The 18498-nt window shown below is 72.3% G+C and carries 14 protein-coding genes; 6 read left to right on the forward strand and 8 right to left on the reverse strand.

All coding sequences use genetic code 11. From position 1 onward, the window contains the following. Nucleotides 1-452 precede the first annotated feature (452 nt). The 3 genes from G3I19_RS23480 to G3I19_RS23490 all read left to right on the forward strand — a co-directional run bounded on the left by G3I19_RS23480 (nucleotide 453) and on the right by G3I19_RS23490 (nucleotide 4408). Nucleotides 453-2678 (forward strand): acetate--CoA ligase family protein, encoded by a 2226-nt coding sequence (locus G3I19_RS23480; RefSeq protein WP_164265674.1) that lies wholly within the window; start codon nucleotides 453-455, stop codon nucleotides 2676-2678. Between the two features lie 208 nt (nucleotides 2679-2886). Then, on the forward strand, nucleotides 2887-3696 hold the full coding sequence (locus tag G3I19_RS23485; RefSeq protein ID WP_164265675.1) for an enoyl-CoA hydratase-related protein: 810 nt from the start codon (nucleotides 2887-2889) through the stop codon (nucleotides 3694-3696). Between the two features lie 121 nt (nucleotides 3697-3817). Further along, nucleotides 3818-4408: a flavin reductase family protein gene (locus G3I19_RS23490; protein WP_164265684.1), complete on the forward strand. Its 591-nt coding sequence runs from the start codon at nucleotides 3818-3820 to the stop codon at nucleotides 4406-4408. Between the two features lie 143 nt (nucleotides 4409-4551). Here G3I19_RS23490 and G3I19_RS23495 read toward each other — a convergent pair whose 3' ends face one another. Next, entirely contained in the window at nucleotides 4552-5862 is a 1311-nt protein-coding gene (locus tag G3I19_RS23495; RefSeq protein WP_164265685.1) for an MFS transporter, read from the reverse strand. A gap of 178 nt (nucleotides 5863-6040) precedes the next feature. Beyond that, the gene (locus G3I19_RS23500) at nucleotides 6041-7336 is read right to left on the reverse strand and encodes an MFS transporter (RefSeq protein WP_343235184.1); all 1296 of its coding nucleotides are present in this window, start codon (nucleotides 7334-7336) and stop codon (nucleotides 6041-6043) included. 103 nt (nucleotides 7337-7439) lie between these two features. Here G3I19_RS23500 and G3I19_RS23505 point away from each other — a divergent pair, with 103 nt between their 5' ends. Continuing rightward, entirely contained in the window at nucleotides 7440-8432 is a 993-nt protein-coding gene (locus G3I19_RS23505) for a helix-turn-helix domain-containing protein (protein ID WP_164265676.1), read from the forward strand. A 79-nt stretch (nucleotides 8433-8511) separates the two neighbouring features. On the opposite strand, the gene G3I19_RS23510 is transcribed toward G3I19_RS23505, so the two are convergent. Continuing rightward, complete coding sequence (locus G3I19_RS23510) at nucleotides 8512-10134, reverse strand: alkaline phosphatase D family protein (protein WP_164265677.1); 1623 nt, start codon at nucleotides 10132-10134, stop codon at nucleotides 8512-8514. A 296-nt stretch (nucleotides 10135-10430) separates the two neighbouring features. On the opposite strand from G3I19_RS23510, the gene G3I19_RS23515 reads away from it, so the two are divergent. Continuing rightward, nucleotides 10431-12086: an MFS transporter gene (locus tag G3I19_RS23515; RefSeq protein ID WP_164265678.1), complete on the forward strand. Its 1656-nt coding sequence runs from the start codon at nucleotides 10431-10433 to the stop codon at nucleotides 12084-12086. Between the two features lie 120 nt (nucleotides 12087-12206). Here the strand turns inward: G3I19_RS23515 and G3I19_RS23520 are convergent, their stop codons facing one another. The 3 genes from G3I19_RS23520 to G3I19_RS23530 form a co-directional block, all read right to left on the reverse strand. Next, nucleotides 12207-13256, reverse strand: a complete 1050-nt coding sequence (locus G3I19_RS23520) for a Zn-dependent alcohol dehydrogenase (protein ID WP_164265679.1) — start codon at nucleotides 13254-13256, stop codon at nucleotides 12207-12209. Beyond that, entirely contained in the window at nucleotides 13253-14437 is a 1185-nt protein-coding gene (locus G3I19_RS23525) for an acyl-CoA dehydrogenase family protein (protein ID WP_164265680.1), read from the reverse strand. Before G3I19_RS23525 ends, G3I19_RS23520 begins: the two co-directional genes overlap by 4 nt. A 236-nt stretch (nucleotides 14438-14673) precedes the next feature. After that, complete coding sequence (locus G3I19_RS23530) at nucleotides 14674-15588, reverse strand: SDR family oxidoreductase (RefSeq protein WP_164265681.1); 915 nt, start codon at nucleotides 15586-15588, stop codon at nucleotides 14674-14676. A gap of 84 nt (nucleotides 15589-15672) precedes the next feature. Here G3I19_RS23530 and G3I19_RS23535 point away from each other — a divergent pair, with 84 nt between their 5' ends. After that, entirely contained in the window at nucleotides 15673-16599 is a 927-nt protein-coding gene (locus G3I19_RS23535) for a cyclase family protein (RefSeq protein WP_164265682.1), read from the forward strand. Between the two features lie 251 nt (nucleotides 16600-16850). Here the strand turns inward: G3I19_RS23535 and G3I19_RS23540 are convergent, their stop codons facing one another. Both G3I19_RS23540 and G3I19_RS36970 read right to left on the reverse strand, forming a co-directional pair. Then, nucleotides 16851-17384 carry an ATP-binding protein gene (locus G3I19_RS23540; RefSeq protein ID WP_164265683.1) on the reverse strand — a complete coding sequence of 178 codons (534 nt, stop codon included), beginning with the start codon at nucleotides 17382-17384 and terminating at the stop codon, nucleotides 16851-16853. A gap of 430 nt (nucleotides 17385-17814) precedes the next feature. Beyond that, nucleotides 17815-18498, reverse strand: a 684-nt coding sequence (locus G3I19_RS36970) for an acyl-CoA dehydrogenase family protein (RefSeq protein ID WP_203600020.1), incomplete at its 5' end; no start/stop codon positions are given.

The following is an 18498-nucleotide window of genomic DNA, read 5'->3' on the forward strand; positions in this document are numbered from 1 at the left end:
CTGCACGCCCTGCGCGGCCACCGGCGGGCGGCCCCGGCGGACGCCGGATAACGCCGGACAGCGCCGGCGAGCGCCGGTGTCCGACGGGCAGGCGGCACCGGGGGGGGCGCCACCGCGTGGACCAGAACCGGCCGACGGCGCCGTACGGCGGTATCGGGCGGCGCCGTACGGGGAAGTGTCGTACCGGAGCGGACGGTCGGACGGGAGCGGGTGGTCGTAACGGAGCGGGCAGTCGGACGGGAGCGGGCGGTCGTAACGGAGCGGACGGCCGTACGGGAACGGGCGGCGCCGCACCCCGGCACCGCAACCGGCACCACCCCCCCCGTCGCCCCCGGACCAGCCCGGCCCCTCCACGAGTCTTTGCTTGCAGCACTGTTCCTGACGGGCCGTCAGTTCAGTAACCTGACGAAGTGTCAGGTACTTCGGCCATCGAGCAGGAGCGGGCGGAAACGATGCTTGGATCGACTCACGGCACCCTCACCACCGACTTCCATGCGCGCGTGGTGGCCTGCGGGGAGCAGCCACCCGCCGCCGTTCACGGCACAGCCGCGGCGGAAGGCGACCTGGACGTCAGCGGACGCCCGGTGCACGCCTCCGTACCGGACCTCGACCGGTTCTTCCGGCCCGGCTCGGTGGCCGTCATCGGCGCGTCCGACGCCGACGGCCGGCCGAACACCGGGATCACCCGCCAGCTGATCGCCTGGTCGGAGCGGGTGGGCGCGACACTGCACCCGGTACATCCGACCCGTACCGCCGTCTTCGGCCTCCCCTGCTCCCCCAGCGTGGCCGACCTGCCCGAACCCGTCGACCTGGCCGTACTCCTGGTCGCCGACCCACTGCCGCTCATTCCCCAACTGGCCGACGCCAAAGTGAAGTTCGCCGTCGCCTTCGCCTCCGGCTTCGCCGAGACGGGCGAGCAGGGCGCGGACGCCCAGACCCGGCTGACGGCCGCGGTCGAACGCTCCGGGCTGCGCATGCTCGGCCCCAACACGAACCTGAACGCCTTCGAGAAGTTCCGCGACGACCTGGAGGGCCCGGCGGTCGCGCTGATCACCCAGTCCGGCCACCAGGGCCGCCCGGTCTTCGCCATGCAGGAGCTGGGCATCCGGCTCTCGCACTGGGCACCCACCGGCAACGAGGCCGATCTGGAGACCTCCGACTTCATCTCGTACTTCGCCGAGCGCCCCGAGGTCGGAGCCATCGCCTGCTATGTCGAGGGCCTCAAGGACGGCCGGTCCTTCCTGCTGGCCGCCGACCGTGCGGCGCGGGCCGGGGTGCCGGTCGTGGCGGTGAAGGTGGGGCGTACGGAGACGGGGGCCAGGTCGGCCGCCTCGCACACCGGCAAGCTCACCGGCGCCGACCAGGTGGTCGACGCGGCGATGCGGCAGTACGGGGTGATCCGGGTGAACGGCCTGGACGAACTCCAGGACACCTCGGCCCTGCTGGCCCGCGCGAAGAAACCACAGGCGGACGGGGTGGTGGTGTACTCGATCTCCGGCGGTACGGGGGCCCACTTCGCGGACCTGGCGACGGCGGCCGGGATCGGCCTTCCGGTCCTCTCGGCGGAGAAACAGGCCGAGCTGCACACCTGGATACCCGAGTACCTGAACGTCGCGAACCCGGTCGACAACGGCGGTCACCCGGTGGGCGACTGGCGCGGCCGCAAGATCATCGACGCGATTCTGGCGGACCCGGACGTGGGGGTGCTGATCTGTCCGATCACCGGCCCCTTCCCGCCGATGAGCGACAAGCTGGCCCAGGACCTGGTGGACGCGGCGGAGGCCACGGACAAGCTGGTGTGCGTGGTGTGGGGATCGCCGGTGGGCACGGAAGAGGCGTACCGCACGACGCTGCTCGGCTCGCAACGGGTGGCCACCTTCCGTACGTTCGGCAACTGCGTCACCGCGGTCAAGGCGTACCTGGACCACCACCGCTTCACCACCGGCTACCGCTCCCCCTTCGACGAGGCTCCCCGGACGCCGTCCCCCTCGTACCGCAAGGCCCAGGCCCTGATGCGGCCGCACCAGCAGCTGAGCGAGCACGCGGCGAAGCAGCTGCTGCGGGCGTACGGGATCCGCGTCCCGCGCGAACAGCTGGTGACCAGCGCGGCGGCGGCGGTACGGGCGGCCGGTCAGGTCGGCTACCCGGTCGTCATGAAGGCGTCCGGCGCCCAGCTCGGGCACAAGACCGAACTGGGCCTGGTGAAGGTCGGCCTGACCTCGGCGAGCCAGGTGCGGGACGCGTACCGGGAGCTGACCGACATCGCCCGGTACGAGTCGGTCGACCTGGACGGCATCCTGGTCTGCCAGATGGTGGAGCGCGGGGTGGAGATGGTCGTCGGCGTCACCACGGACGCGCTGTTCGGCCCGACGGTGACGGTGGGGCTCGGCGGGGTCCTGGTGGAACTCCTGGACGACACAGCCGTACGGGTCCCGCCCTTCGGCGAGGACCAGGCCCGCACGATGCTGTCCGAACTCCGGGGCCACGCCCTGCTGGAGGGCGGTGTACGGGGGGCGCCTCCGGCGGATGTGGACGCGCTGGTGGAGGTGGTGCTGCGGATCCAGCGCATGGCCCTGGAACTGGGCGACCAGCTGGCGGAACTGGATGTGAACCCTTTGATGGTGCTGGGCCGCGGCCAGGGAGCGGTGGCGCTGGACGCGCTGGCGGTGTGCCGCTAGGCCCTCCCGGGGGGGGCGGGGGGGGGAAGCCCTCCGGTCCCCGGCCCGGCGCCACCTCGCCCCCTGGGGGCTCCGCCCCCAGACCCCCGCTCCTCAATCGCCGGAGGGGCTGGGTTTTCAGCCCCTCCCCGGGGGGCTGGGTATTCAGCCCCTCCCCGGGGGGGCTGGGTATCAGCCCCTCCCCACCCCGAGCCCGAAAGGCGCCCCTATGCCCCCGTCTCCCGAAGAAGACGCGATCCTCCACACCACCACCGACCACGTCTCCACCATCACCCTCAACCGCCCGGCCGCGATGAACGCCCTCACCTGGGACCAGCGCGAGGAGGTCATCAACCTCCTGGCCGCCGCGTCCGCCGACCCCGACATCCGCGCGGTCGTCCTCACCGCCACCGGCCGCGGCTTCTGTGCGGGCGCCGACCTGCGCGGCGGCGGCCCGCAGGCACCGGCCGAACGCGTCACGGGCGACGTGGCCCGCACGATCCGGCTCGGCGCGCAGCGGCTGATCGCGGCCGTCCTGGACTGCGAGAAGCCGGTGATCGCCGCGGTGAACGGCACAGCGGCCGGCCTGGGCGCCCAACTCGCCCTCGCCTGCGACCTCGTACTGGCCGCGGATTCGGCCAGGTTCATCGAGGTCTTCGCCCGCCGCGGCCTCGTCCCCGACGGCGGCGGGGCGTATCTGCTGCCCCGGCTCATCGGCCCGCACCGCACCAAGGAGCTGATGTTCTTCGGCGACGCGCTTCCCGCCGCGGACGCCGAACGCATGGGCCTGGTCAACCGGGTGATCCCGGACGACGACCTGCTCAAGACGGCCCACGAGTGGGCCACCCGCCTGGCCCAGGGCCCGACCCGCGCCCTGGCCCTCACCAAGCAACTGGTGAACGCCTCCCTGGAATCGGACCGCACGACGGCCTTCGCCGCGGAGGCGGCCGCCCAGGAGATCAACATGACGACGGCCGACGCGAACGAGGGCGTAGCGGCCTTCGTGGAACGCCGGACGCCGCGGTACCGGGGGCGGTAGGGGCCTCTCGTCCGGTACGCGACGAGGGCCGCTGCCGACGGCCCGCGGCCGGCAGTGCCGCAGCACCCTTCCCAACTGACGGGCCGTCAGCTTCAATGGAGGAGTGATGGGACACGCAGGGATGGCGGTCGCCGCCGTCCGATACCTCAGGTCCGTAGGCGCCCCGACAGCCACCGGGCCGGTCGATCCACTCCCGCGCCCCGAGCTGCGGGCCGTGGCCGACGATGAGCGGCTGCCGGTCGACGCCGGGGAATTCCGGCGCGTGCTGGGCCACTTCGCGAGCGGTGTCACCGTCATCACCGCACACGACGAGGACGGCCCGGCCGGCTTCGCCTGTCAGTCCTTCTCGTCGCTCTCGCTGGACCCGCCGCTGGTGGCGTTCATGGTGGCCCGTACGTCCACGACCTGGCCGCGGATCGCCCGGGCCGGGTTCTTCTGCGTCAACATCCTCGGCGCGGACCAGGGCGGACTGTGCCGTTCCTTCGCCGTGAGCGGTGCGGACAAGTTCGCCGGGGTGGCCCACGAACCGGCTCCCGCGACCGGGGCGCCGCTGCTCACCGGCGTACCGGCGTGGATCGACTGCCGTATCCACGCCGTGCACACCGGCGGCGACCATCTGATCGTGGTCGGACGGGTGGAGAGCCTGGGCGGCGCGGATGAGGGAGAACCTCTGTTGTTCCACCAGGGGGCTTTCGGCCGGTTCACGGCCTGAGCATCCGGCCGGTCCACCGCCTGAGCATCCGGCCGGTGCACCGCCTGAACATCCCGCCGGTCCGCCGCCTGAACATCCGGCCGGCCCACCGCCTGAACATCCGGCCGCTTCAGGCCCTGAGCGTCTCTCCGCCCGGCGCGGACTCAGGCCACGGGAGCGGCGACCGCCGTCGCACCCGCGCCCCGCGGCCTCAGCACCAGGGCCATCAGTGCCGCCGCCGCGCACATCGCTCCCGACGCGTACCAGATCACGTCGTACGAGCCGAAGACGTCCCGCACCACTCCGCCCAGGTAGGCGACCAGTGCCGCGCCCACCTGGTGGGAGGCGAGGACCCAGCCGAAGACGATCGCGCTGTCATCGCCGTAGTGCTCGCGGCACAGGGCGATCGTCGGGGGGACCGTGGCGACCCAGTCGAGGCCGTAGAAGACGATGAACAGGACCATCGGCGGGTGCACGGACGGCGCGAGCAGCATCGGCAGGAAGAGCAGCGAGATACCGCGCAGCGCGTAGTAGACCGCGAGCAGCCTGCGGGGATCGAAGCGGTCGGTGAACCAGCCGGAGGCGATCGTGCCCACCACGTCGAAGACACCGATCACCGCGAGCAGTGAGGCGGCTGCGGTGACCGGCATGCCGTGGTCGTGCGCCGCCGGGACGAAGTGGGTCTTCACCAGGCCGTTGGTGGATGCCCCGCAGATCGCGAACGTGCCGGCGAGCAGCCAGAACGGGCCGGTCCTGGCCGCCCTGGCGAGCACGCCGGCCGTCCGCCGGGCCGCGCCCGTCAGCGGGGGCGGCTTCGGCACGAACTCCTCTGCCCCGTACGGCGACCGGCCCACGTCGGCCGGATGGTCACGCAGCAGGAACCACACCAGCGGCACCACCGCGAGCGCCGCGAGCGCCACCGTGACCGCGGCGGGCCGCCAGCCGTGGTGCACGACCAGCCAGGACAGGACCGGCAGGAAGACCAGCTGGCCCGAGGCGCTCGCCGCGGTGAGGACCCCGGTGACCAGACCTCTCCTGGTGACGAACCAGCGGTTGGCCACCGTCGCCGCGAAGGCGAGCGCCATCGATCCGCTGCCCGCGCCGACCAGTACGCCCCAGTAGAGGACCAGTTGCCAGGCGGCCGTCATCCACACGGTCAACACCGAGCCCAACGAGATGACGGTGAGCGCGACGGCCACCACCCGGCGGATCCCGAAGCGGTCCATCAGCGCCGCGGCGAACGGCGCCGTCAGCCCGTACAGCGCGAGGTTCAGCGAGACCGCCATCCCGATCGTGCCGCGCGACCAGTGGAACTCCTGGTGCAGCGGGTCGATCAGCAGCCCCGGCAGCGAGGCGAAGGCCGCGGCGCCGATGATCGTCACAAAGGTGACCGCGGCCACCAGCCAGGCACGGTGCAGCCGCGGCCGGCGCCGGCCGGGCGACAGCCGGTCCGACGGCAACGGCTGGTCCGACAGTGGCAGCCGGTCCGACGGCGACAGCTGCGCCCCCTGCCGGTGTCGCTCCGGCCGCCCGGACCGCGGGACGAGTGGTTCCGATGTCTGTGTCACGCCGTCAGCATCACCGGGCGGAGGCCGCCCGTACGAGTGGCCCGAAGGACAGCCTTCGATGTGATCGGGCCACGCCGGTCCCGCCCTACAGCGGCACCGCCACCTCCGCGTCACGGCGCAGCCCTCTGATCGCCGGTACCGCGAACAGCACTCCGCACACCAGCACATTGATCACCACCCCGGTCACCAGGACCTGCTTCATCCCGACCGCGTCGGCGACCGGCCCGGCCAGCGCCCGCCCCACCGCGAGCATGATCAGCGAACCGGCCACGTCGTACGCGTGCAGCCGGTTGAGCGCCTCGGTCGGTACGTGCGTCTGGACCGTCGTCGACCACATGACCAGCCAGAAGGCGAACGCCACCCCGCCGACGAAGAAGCCGGCCGACAGCAGCGCGAGCGGTACGTCCCACGCCAGCACCAGCAGATTCGCGATCACCCCGAACAGTGCGAAGGTGCCCGCGAAGAGCGGGCGGCGCGGCCGTGCGCGCATGGCGATCAGGCCACCGACCGCGTTGCCCGCGCCGTTGACCGTCATCATCAGGCCGTACACCGCCGAGCTGTGCCGCTCGGTGACCACGACCGCCTCCAGCGGTGTCAGCGGTCCGAGCACCGTCACCCCGTACACCGTCCAGACCGCGATGACACCCCAGAGCCAGTTGCGGGCCTTGAACTCCCGCCAGCCGCCGACGATTTCCGAGACGAGCGACTCACCGTGGGTGCGGGCCATCGGCGCCATCCGGATGAGGAAGAGGGAGCCGCCGCTGACCGCGAAGGTCCCCGCGTTCACACCGAAGACCGTGCCGGGGCCGCCCACTCCGGCCAGCGCGCCGGCCGCCGCCGGGCCCGCCATCGTGGTCAGCGACTCGGCGACCCGCAGCAGCGCGTTGCCGCGCTGCACATCGGGCACCACCTTGGGCAGCATGCTCGCGACACCCGGCTGGAAGAGAGCGGCGCCCAGGCCGTTGACCGCGCTCAGCCCGTACACGAGCCAGAGCGGTGGCGCGCCCGCCACGAAGACCACCGCGAGCACGGTGGTCGACACCAGCCGCATCGCGTCGGCGAGCACCATCATCCGACGCGGCGTGAACCGGTCGGCCAGCACCCCGCCCACGATGACGAAGCCGGCGAAGCACACCATCCACGCACCGAGGGCGAAGCTGACCGACGAGGCGCCGTGGCCGGTGTCGAGCAGTCCGGCGGCCAGCGCCACCGGGACCATGCCGTCCCCGAAGCGCGCCACGGTACGGGCGGTGAAGAAGAAGCGGAAGTTGCGATTCCAGAGGGTGAGCGGCTCACTCGTCGGGCCGCCCGGGGAGCGCGGTGCGGGCGGAGCGGTGGTCGCGCGGGAAATGACCTGGTCGGTCGGGTGGTTATCAGTCACAGTGACTGATGCATATCAAGGACTGGTCTGGACCACCAGACCGGTCTGATCGGCCACGGCCCCGGACCGGCCAGGGCCACCCGACCTGCCCAGGGAGGAACCCGTGCCCCGTCCGCACCCGCGTCCGCACCGTGTCGTCGTGCTCGCCCTGGACGGACTGCTCCCCTTCGAACTCGGCATCCCGCACCGCATCTTCAGCCGCCCGCACGACACGGCGGGCAACCCGCTGTACGAGGTGGTGACCTGCTCGGTCCGCCCGCCCGGCCCGGTCCGTACGGACGCCGACTTCTCGATAGTCGCCGAGTACGGCCCCGAGGCGCTGGCCACCGCCGACACGGTCGTCGTCCCCGCCTCGTACGAACTGGGTCCGGTGCACGAGGAGGGCAGGCTGACCGACGAACTGGCCGCCGCACTCGGCCGTATCAGACCCGGCACCCGGCTGGTCGGCATCTGCACCGGCGGCTATGTGCTGGCCGCCGCCGGATATCTGGACGGCCGACCCGCCACCACGCACTGGTCGTCCGCCGCCCACTTCCAGCAGCTGTTCCCGACGGTCCTGGTCGACCCCGACGTGCTGTTCATCGACGACGGCGACGTCCTCACATCGGCGGGCGTGGCGGCCGGCATCGACCTCTGTCTGCACATCGTGCGCCGCGACCACGGCACGGCGGTGGCGAACGACGTCGCGCGCCGGACGGTCGTCCCGCCGCACCGGGACGGCGGGCAGGCACAGTACATCGAACGCCCGCTGCCCGATGACCGGACGGCGACGACGGCCGCCGCCCGCGCCTGGGCGCTCGCCCGGCTGAACGAACCGATCCAGCTGCGGGACCTGGCCGAGCAGGAGTCGATGTCCGTACGCACCTTCACCCGCCGCTTCCGCGAGGAGGCCGGCATCAGCCCCGGCCAGTGGCTCACCCGGCAGCGGGTCGAACGCGCCCGGTATCTGCTGGAATCCTCGGACCTGCCGGTCGACCAGGTGGCCAGGGACGCGGGCTTCGGCACCGCCCAGTCCATGCGCCAGCACGTGCAGGCGGCACTGGGGGTCCCGCCGACCGTCTACCGGCGTACGTTCCGGACGCGGACTCCCGCTTGACCATCCGGCCGGGCGCCCCCCGACGCCCGGCCCCGGCCCCGACGCCCGGCCCCGGCCGCCTTCGCCTCGTACGCCTGGCTCACACCACCTGCACGCCCGGCCGCTCCGACCGCACCTGGAGCCGGGAGAGCGTGCTGGCCTTCGCCTTCTTGCTGAGGACCGTGTCCACGACCCGGACCTGGGCGTCCACCGACGACTCCCCGATGTCGAAGAGGTGGTAGCCGCGGTGGGCGTCGATGACCTTCCAGTGCGGGTTGTCCGCCTTCAGCGGGTCCCACTGCTGGTGGAAGACGGTCTGGTCCTGGTCACCGTTGCTGGAGATCGACGTGCCGACGAACTCCGCCCCGACCACGGCGGACTTCGGGTCGGCGAAGTCCTTCTTCAGGTCACTGATCATGGTCAGATGGCGGTCACCGGAGAGCACCAGCGGATTGCGTACGGACTGGAACTGCCGCATCAGCGCGTTCCGTTCGACCTGGTAGCCGTCCCACGCGTCGTAGTACCAGAGCTTGCCCTTGCCCGGCATGAGGTCGGTCTCGGCCATCATGATCTGGGAGGCGATGACGTTCCAGGTGGCCGGTGACCTGGTCAGACCCTTCAGCAGCCAGTCCTTCTGCGCCGCGCCCAGCATCGTCCGGGACGGGTCCTCGGCGCCCGCCTGCGTCGCGGCCTGGTCGGTGCGGAACTGGCGGGTGTCCAGGACGTTGAGCCGGATGAGCCTGCCGTAGTCGAAGCGCCGGTACATCTGGATGTGCGGGCCGTGCGGCACCGCCGTGGCCCGGACCGGCATGTGCTCGTAGTACGCCTGGTAGGCGGCGGTGAGCCGGGCGACGAACGCGTCGTGCGACTGCTTCGCCGGGTCCTGCGGCACCTCGCCCGCGAAGTCGTTGTCGACCTCGTGGTCATCGAAGGTGACCACCCAGGGCGCGTACGCCTGCATCGCCTGGAGGTCGGGGTCGGTGCGGTACTGGGCGTAGCGATTGCGGTACTCGTCCAGGGTGTACGGCTCGCCCTTGCCGGTGTGCAGCCGTACGGAACCGGCCGCCGGGGCCGACTCGTAGATGTAGTCGCCGACGAAGAGGACCAGGTCGGGGTCCTGCGCGCGCATGTCGGCGTACGGCGTGAAATAGCCGTGCTGCCAGTTCTGGCAGGAGGCGAGCGCGACACGGAGACTGCCGCCGGCCGCGAGCGGCGAGGGCGCGGTGTGGGTACGGCCGACGGGCGAGATCTGGCCACCGCAGCGGAAGCGGTACCAGTACTGGCGGCCGGGCCTGAGGCCCTTCGCGTCGGCGTGCACGCTGTGGGCCAGCGCGGGGACGGCCTGCTCGGTGCCGCTCCGGACGATTTTGGTGAACTTCGCGTCGTCGGCGACCTGCCACTCGACGGCGACGGGCGAGGCGGGCATCCCCCCGCCGTTCAGCGGGTCGGGCGCGAGGCGGGTCCACAGCACGACCGCGTCCGGCAGCGGATCGCCCGATCCGACGCCGAGTCTGAACAGCCCGTCAGGAAGTTTCGGGGCCGCGGCGGATCCGGTGGTGGCGGGTCCGGTGGAGGCGGCAGGTCCGGTGGCGGCGGATGCGGCGGATGCGGTTCCGGAGAGCGAAAGCTGGGCGGTCGCAGCCGCACCGAGCGCGGCGGCCGATCCGGCGAGGAACCTGCGGCGGCCGGTGAGAGCGGAGCGTGCTGCGTCGTCTGCGGACATACGGATTGACTCCCTGGCTCCTGTGGGGTCTCTTGTCGCGCTTGAGATTCACAGGACGAGGTGGCCGAGGGGCTGAACGCCACGCATCGTGCGCATGACAGTTCCCGGAAGCGTCGGCCTGTCGGCGCCGGATCGCGTGAAACCCCTTGGCGCACTTGGCCTGTACGGAAACCGGGCGGTGACGGCCGGCTGAATTCCGGCCGGATCGCGACTGCTCCGTACGGGAGGGAAAGTTGGCCCGAATGGGCAGCGGGAACCGGCGAACCGGTTTCCAGGCCGGTCTAAGGTGACGGCCCATGGCACCTCCCCCCGACTCCTTCGAAGCCGCTGCCGAAACCGCTGCCGAAACCGCTGCGGACACCCCCGCGGGCTCGGCCCCGGCCATCCCCGGGCCCCCGGTCATCCCCGGGCCCGCGGCCGAACCTCCCGCGGACAGCACCGGCTCCGCTGTCGGCTTCCTTCCTGACTCCCCTGCCGACTCCCCTGCGGGGGCCGCTGACCCGACTGCGGGCGCGCCGGTGGATCTGGCCGCGGGTGCCGCTGTGGGCTCGGCTGCGGGCAGCGGTGCCGGGGTGGCTGGTCCCGGGGATGTGGCGGACGCAGCGGGCGCGGTCGGCCCCGGAGCGGGAACGGCGGACGCAGCGGGTGCGGCACAGCCCGGTGCGGGCGAGGCCGGATCCGGTGCCGGATCCGGCAGCAACACCAACACCGGCACCGGCCCAGGAGCCGGCGCGGCCGGGGCGTTGCCTTCCCTGTGGCGTGAGCGGCGGTTCGTCCTGCTCTCGTCCGCGCGGACCATCTCGGTGCTGGGCAACGCCTTCGCCCGGGTGGCGCTGGCGTTCGCGGTGCTCTCGCTGCCGGGCTCCACACCCGGGCGGCTGTCTCTCGTACTCGCCTGTCAGGCGCTGCCGCAGCTGGTCCTCATCCTGATCGGCGGGGTGATCGCGGACCGGATGTCCAGGTCCCGGCTGATGATGATCTCGGACTTCCTGGGGGCCGGCGCGTACGGCGGCCTCGCCGCGATGACGCTCACCGGGCATGCGCCGCTGACGGCGATGTGCGTCCTGGCGGCGCTGGCGGGCACGGCCAGTGCGCTGTTCGCCCCGGCGATGTCCGGGGTCGTCCCGCAGATCGTCCCCACCGCGCAGCTCCAGCAGGCCAACGCGCTGCTGCGGGTCGGTATGAACTCCGCGATGGTGCTCGGGCTCGCGCTCTCCGGCGTGACCGTCGCACAGTTCGGCGCGGGCTGGGCGCTCGCCCTGAACGCCGCCTCCTTCGTGGTGAGCGCGGGCCTCATCCGGGGGCTGCGGCTCACGACGGCCGCGCGGGCCGCGTCATCCGGCTGGGCCGATCTCCGCGACGGCTGGAAGGAGTTCATCTCCCGGCAGTGGCTGTGGGTCGTGGTCTGCCAGGCCGCCGTCATGGTGGCCGCGGTCTCGGCGACGTCCGGGGTACTGGGCCCGCTGGAGGCGGAAGCGGACCTCGGCGGGGCGCGCACCTGGTCCCTGATCGTCGCCTCGCAGGCGGTGGGCACCGTCGCGGGGGCGTCCTTCGCCGTACGGCTCCGGGTGCGCCGCCCCGTCCTCGTCGCGGTCCTCGCGGTCTTCGTGATCGCGTTGCCGATGGGGCTGCTCGCCGCGCAGGCGCCTGTGTGGGTGATCTGCCTGGCGATGTTCTGCTCCGGCCTGGCCGGCGATGTGTTCGGCGCGCTGTGGGAGACCACGATGCAGCGGGAGGTTCCCCAGGAAGTCCTGTCCCGGGTCAGCTCCTACGACTGGTTCGGCTCCCTCGCGCTGGCGCCGCTGGGGCTGCTGGTGGCCGGCCCGGTCGCTGCGGTCGTGGGGCCCAGGGCCGCGCTCGCCGGGTGCGCGGGGCTCACGGTTCTGGCGACGTGCGGGGCGCTGCTGTCGCCCCAGGTACGAACGCTGCGCGCGCCCGCGGGGGATGGCTGACCGTACTCGGGGGCTCCGCCCCGTACCCCCCGCCGGAGAGGCTACGTCTCAGCCTCTCCGGCGCTTGCGGAGCGGGGTCCGGGGCGGAGCCCCGTGGAGGAAGCGCGCCGCGTCGTTCGTTCAGAACGTCAGTACGCCCCGCGCCACCTTCCCCCCTTCCGCATCGGCCACCGCCGCCGCGAAGTCCTCCACCGGATACGTCCGCGTCACCAGCTCGTCGAGGAGCAGCGCCCCCCGCTCGTACAGCCCCGCGTACAGCGGAATGTCGCGCTGCGGGCGCGAAGCCCCGTAGCGGCAGCCCAGGATGGACTTGTCCAGGAACAGGGACGACACCAGGAACGACGCCTCCGCCGTCGCGGGCGGGGTGCCGAGGAGGGTCGCCTGGCCGTGGCGGTCCAGGAGGTCGATGGCCTGGCGGATCAGCTCCACCCGGCCCACGCACTCGAAGGCGTGGTCGGCGCCCTTCGGCAGGACGTCCCGGACGCCCTCGGCCGATGTGAGGAAGTGCGTCGCCCCGAACTGCCGGGCCACCTCCTCCTTCGCCGGGTTCGCGTCCACCGCCACGATCACCCCGGCACCGGCGATCCTGGCGCCCTGCAGGACGTTGAGGCCGATGCCGCCGGTGCCGATGACGACCACCGAGTCGCCCCGGTCGACCTTCGCCCGGTTCAGTACCGCCCCGACCCCGGTCAGCACCCCGCACCCGATCAGCGCCGCCGATGTGAGCGGGATACCGGTGGGGATCTTCACCGCCTGGACCGCCTTGACGACAGTCCGTTCGGCGAAGGCCGAGTTGGACGCGAACTGGTAGAGCGGCTCCCCGCCCCGCGAGAACGGCCGGCCCGGCCGCCCGATCGCCTTGCGGCACATCGTCGGCCTGCCCCGGTCGCAGTCCGCGCACGCACCGCAGTTGGCGAGCGTGGAGAGCGCCACATGGTCACCCGGGGACACATGCTTCACACCCGCCCCCACCGCCTCGACCACACCCGCGCCCTCGTGCCCGAGCACCACGGGCGCCGGGAACGGGATCGTCCCGTCGATCACCGACAGATCGCTGTGGCAGAGCCCCGCCGCCGCGACGTCCACCAGGACCTCGCCGGGCCCCGGATCACGTATCTCCAGGTCATCGACCACCTGGGCCTGCTTGCCGTCGAAGACGACACCCCTCATCTCGGCTCCCTCGGTAGGCCGAGCACCCGCTCGGCGATGATGGTGCGCTGGATCTCGTCGGAGCCGCCATAGATCGTGTCGGCCCGGCTGAACAGGAACTGCCTCTGCTGTGCGTCGAGTTCGTACGGATGGCCGGGCGCCCACCCGGTCGGCCCGACGGCGCCGCCCGCCCCGCGCACCTGCACCGCCAGCTCCCCGAGCCGCTGGTGCCAGCCGCCCCAGAGCAGCTTGGCGACGCTCGGGGCGCCCGCGTCGTCCGTACGCCCCAGGGTGCGCAGCGCGTTCCACCGCATGGTGCGCAGCTCGGCCCACTGGCGTACCAGCCGGTCGCGCAGCACCGGGTCGGCGGTGGCGCCCGACGCGATCGCCGCGCCGACGACCTCCGTCAGCTCGCGGGCGAAGCCGATCTGCTGGACCAGCGTGGATACTCCGCGTTCCAGGGCGAGCAGGCCCATGGCGACCTGCCAGCCGTTGCCGTCGCCGCCGACCACGCAGTCGGCCCGCGCGCCGTCGAAGAAGACCTCGTTGAACTCGCTGGTGCCCGACATCTGACGGATCGGCCGTACGTCGATCCGGCCCGGCTGGTCCATCGGGACCAGCAGGAAGGACAGCCCGTGGTGGCCGCGCGAGCCCTGCTCCGTACGGGCCAGCACGAAGCACCAGTCGGCCTCCAGGGCCAGTGACGTCCAGATCTTCTGGCCAGTGACGCGGTAGGTGCCGTCGCTGTCGCGTACGGCGGCGGTGCGTACCGCCGCCAGGTCGGAACCGGCTCCCGGCTCGCTGTACCCCTGGCACCAGAGCGCTTCGCCGCGCGCGATCGGCGGCAGGAAGCGGGCTCTCTGGTCGTCGTCGCCGAAGGCGATGAGGGTGGGCGCGAGGAGGTTCTCGCCGATGTGGCCGACCCGGCCGGGGGCGCGGGCCGCCGCGTACTCCTCGGCCCAGACGACCTGCTGGGTCAGGGTGGCCCGGCGGTTGCCGAAGTCGCCCTGCCAGCCGATGCCGATCCAGCCGCCGCTGCCCAGCTCCCGCTCCCAGGCCCGGCGCAGCCCGGCGTCCTCGTGCTCGCTGCCGGGGCCGCCGGCGGCTTCGGCGGTGGCGAACTCGCCGGTGAAGTGGTCCTTCAGCCAGTCCCGCGCCTCGGCACGGAACGCGGCGTCGTCAGGTCCGGGAGAGAAATCCACGCTGTCGCGCCTCCTCCTCGTGGCCCGCGCCCCGGCCGGCCGGGCCACCACGCCCCGGTGACGGCCGGCCGCACCTCAGCGGTGGGGTGCCGCACCTCAGCGCCGGGCCTCCACACCGTACTTCCGCGGTGACACACCTCGGCGCCGGGCGGCCATACCTCACTGCCGCGCCGCCACACCCCGGCACCGGGCCACCGCACCCCCGTGCCCGGCCACCACGCTCCCGCGCCCGGCCGTCAGGCATTGGGCCGCTCCTTGGCCGCCGCCGCCCGCGCCATCGCCTCCAGCTGCGCCAGCATCGGCATCGGGTCCACCCCGACGGTGCCCGGCAGGAAGTCGGCGATCCGCTCGGGTGTCCACGCCGCGCCCTCCGCGTACCCGGCACGCAGCTCCCTCGGCTGCGCCCAGACCGCGATCTTCGGACCGGCGATCGTGTACACCTGGCCGGTGATCTTCTCCTCGCGGGCGCGGTCCGAGAGGAGGTACGTGACGAGGGCGGCCACGTCCTCGGGCTCGCCGATCTCCTTCAGCTCCATGGGCACGTTCGCGGACATCCGGGTCCTGGCCACCGGGGCCACCGCGTTGGCGGTCACGCCGTACTTGTTGAGACCGAGCGCCGCACTGCGCACCAGCGAGATGATGCCGCCCTTGGCCGCGCTGTAGTTGGCCTGCGCGACGCTGCCCTGGTGGTTGCCGCTGGTGAAGCCGATCAGGGTGCCGCTGCCCTGTTTGCGCATCACCGCCGACGCGGCCCGGAAGACGGTGAAGGTGCCCTTCAGATGGGTGGCGACCACCGGGTCCCACTCCTCCTCGGACATGTTGAAGAGCATCCGCTCCCGGAGGATCCCGGCGACGCAGACGACGCCGTCGATCCGCCCGTACTGCGCCAGCGCGACATCGACGATCCGCTGTCCGCCCGCCATCGTCGAGATGTCGTCGGCGACCGCGACCGCCTGGCCGCCCGCCGCGACGATCTCCTTGACGACGGACTCCGCGACTTCGCTCTCCGGTTCACCACCCTCGATGGGGACGCCGTAGTCATTGACGACGACCCTGGCGCCCTCGGCGGCGGCGGCGAGGGCGACTGCCCTGCCGATGCCGCGCCCGGCTCCTGTCACGGCGATGACTTTGCCTGCCAAGAAGTTCCCCATGTCCGGCCCCTTCCCGCGGTTTCTGACGGTCCGTTAGATTTTACGGGTAGCCAGACAGCCGAGCACAAGACCCCCGGAGGCCCGATGTCACTGCCGGCCGCATTCCACGACATCGCCACACGCGTGAACAACTGGGGCCGTTGGGGCGCCGACGACGAGATCGGCACCCTGAACCTGATCACCGACCAGGTCGTACGGGAAGCGGCGGCAGCCGTGCGGACCGGCCGCCGCGTCCCGCTGGCGATAGCCCTGGAACAGGACGGCGTACAGACCGGGATGATCCCGGGACGGGTGAACCCGCTCCACGCGATGGTCCAGATCAACCAGGAGCTGTTCGGCCCCGGCACGGTCGCCACCAGCGACGACATCGTGACGATGAGCCTGCAGACGGGCACCCACTGGGACGCGCTCACCCACGCCTCGCACTCCGGGAAGCTCTACAACGGCCGCCCGGCGGACTCGGTCACGGCCCACGGCGGAGCCGAGTTCAGCGGGATCGGCACGGTGCGGCACCTCGTGTCGCGCGGAGTGCTGCTCGACGTGGCGCGCGCCCGGGGCGTGGACCGGCTGGACGGCGGCCACGCGGTGACACCCGAGGACCTGGAGGCGGCGCAGGAACTGGCGGGGACCGAGGTACGCGCCGGGGACATCGTGCTCGTACGGACCGGGCAGATCCGGCTGTATCTGAGCGGCGACCGGAACGGCTACACCTATCCGTCGCCCGGGCTCTCGGTCCGCACCCCGGAGTGGTTCCACGCCAGGGATGTGGCGGCGGTCGCCAACGACACCGTCACCTTCGAGATCTTCCCGCCCGAGAGCGAGGATCTGTGGCTGCCCGTACACGCCCTGCATCTGGTCGAGATGGGTATGCCGCAGGGGCAGAACTGGAACCTCGAAGAGTTGTCCACAGCCTGTGCGGAAGCGGACCAGTACAGCTTCCTGCTGTCCGCGACGCCCGAGCCCTTCAAGGGGGGCACGGGGGCGCCGGTCGCACCGGTGGCCCTTCTCTGAAGCCATGAACCCCACGGCCAGGTGGCGGGGCCGTGGTTCCGGATGGCGGCGTCACGGCAGCCGCCACCCGGAACGGCGTGGGCACCGCCCCTCCCTGCCCGAGAGGAGCCGGCGCCGAACGCGATCCTTACGCGCCGAGATCCGAGCCCCCACACCCCCCGGCACCCTCGGCGTCCCCCCACAGGCGGACCGCTCCTGCAAGAGTGATCAGATCGACACTCCGCGTCAACACCAGGGTAGAGCTATGCGAGTTACACCCGATATGTGACGGCGCGAGAGGGGTCATATGCGGCGGTCTCACGGATAACTTCCCGGCGCTCCGGCGCACTTCCCGTGATCTCACACGCGCCCCTGTCCGCCTCGCACGCCCCCGGAGCGATCTCGCACCCGCCCCGGTCGACCTCGCACCAGATGGACTTGCCGTGCCCCTCGGGCTGCCAGCCCCAGCGGTCGGCCAGCCCGTCGACGAGTTCGAGACCGCGGCCGTTGGTGTCCTCGCCCTCCGCGTGCCGGGGCCGTGGCGGGCAGGCACTGATGTCGGCGACCTCGACCCGGACCGTACCGGCGACGTCGGGCGGCCCGAACAGCATCCGCAGCACGGCCGGACACCCCGTGTGCACCACGGCGTTGGTCACGAGTTCCGAGATCAGCAGAATCAGCGTCTCGGTCAGGGGCTCGTCCACCCCTATCCCGCACCCCACGAGCCTGGACCGCGCCCACCTACGGGCCCGCCCCACCTCTGCGGGATCGGGTCCGACCTCCAGCTGAACCTGAAGCACCTGCACCGCTCACACCATCCGAACCGGCCGGGGGTACCCCCCAGGGCTTATCAAGCACCGGGGGAACATCGCCTAGCGCCTCTCAGGGATCACGGACCGTGATTCCCGTGAGAGACAGCATGGTTGACGTACAGTCACCGCAACAAGCGCTTCAGGCATATTCCAGCGCGAAGGAGTAGGCGTGGTGCATACTGTGCGACGCCTGCCGCGGTCAGTCGAACGAAGGCGCCTCTCGCACCCACGTACGGTGCGAACGGCGCGCATTCCCCGATCCGCCGCCACCCCTGAGGTGCCGGCGGGCCATCCGCGCAACACGGTCGTCCGCATCTCACGGAGCGTACCGGAGCGCGACGCCGACTCCGGCCCGTGACGGCCCGCTCGAAGGACACAACCCGGTATCAACGCTCGGTGACGCCCGGGTAACTCCCGTCAGCCCTCAGAGCGCGGCCGCGATCAGCTCCTCGGCCTCGGCCCCGGTGATCCACTGCCCGGCCCGCACCCAGGCCCGTTTCAGATGGAGATGAACATCTGACTCCCAGGTGAATCCCATGCCGCCGTGTACCTGGAGACAGTCCCGGGCGTTACGGACGGCCGCGTCGTCGGCCAGCAGCTTGGCGCCCGCCACTTCGACGGCGGCAGCTCCGGCGCCCGCGGATTCGGTGCCGGCCACTTCGGCAGGGGCCAGTCCGGCGCCCGCGGCTCCGGCTCCGGCCACTTCGGTGCCGGCCACTTCGGCGGCGGCCGGTCCGGCGGCGGCCAGTCCGGTGCCCGCGCCTGTCCCGCCCCGCCCTTCGCCGTCACCGCCCGCTTCGGAGGTCACCGCCGCCGCGTACACCGCGGCCCTGGCGACCTCCGTCCGTACGAGCATCTGAGCGCAGAGGTGCTTGACGGCCTGGAAGCCGCCGATCGGGCGGCCGAACTGCTCCCGCTCCTTGGCGTACTGGACGGCCAGTTCGGTGGTGCGCGCCGCACTGCCGAGCTGGAGGGCAGCGGTGAGCAGGGCGGCCGTCGCGGGCGGTCGCGCGCGGTGGCCGTCCGCCCGGTGCAGCGGCGTCAGCGGGTCAACCGACCGTACGGGGCGGGCGTCCGCGGACTCCCCCACCACCTCGTCGGCCTCGGC

Origin of the sequence: Streptomyces sp. SID10853 (assembly GCF_010548145.1) — a bacterium.
GTDB lineage: Bacteria > Actinomycetota > Actinomycetes > Streptomycetales > Streptomycetaceae > Streptomyces.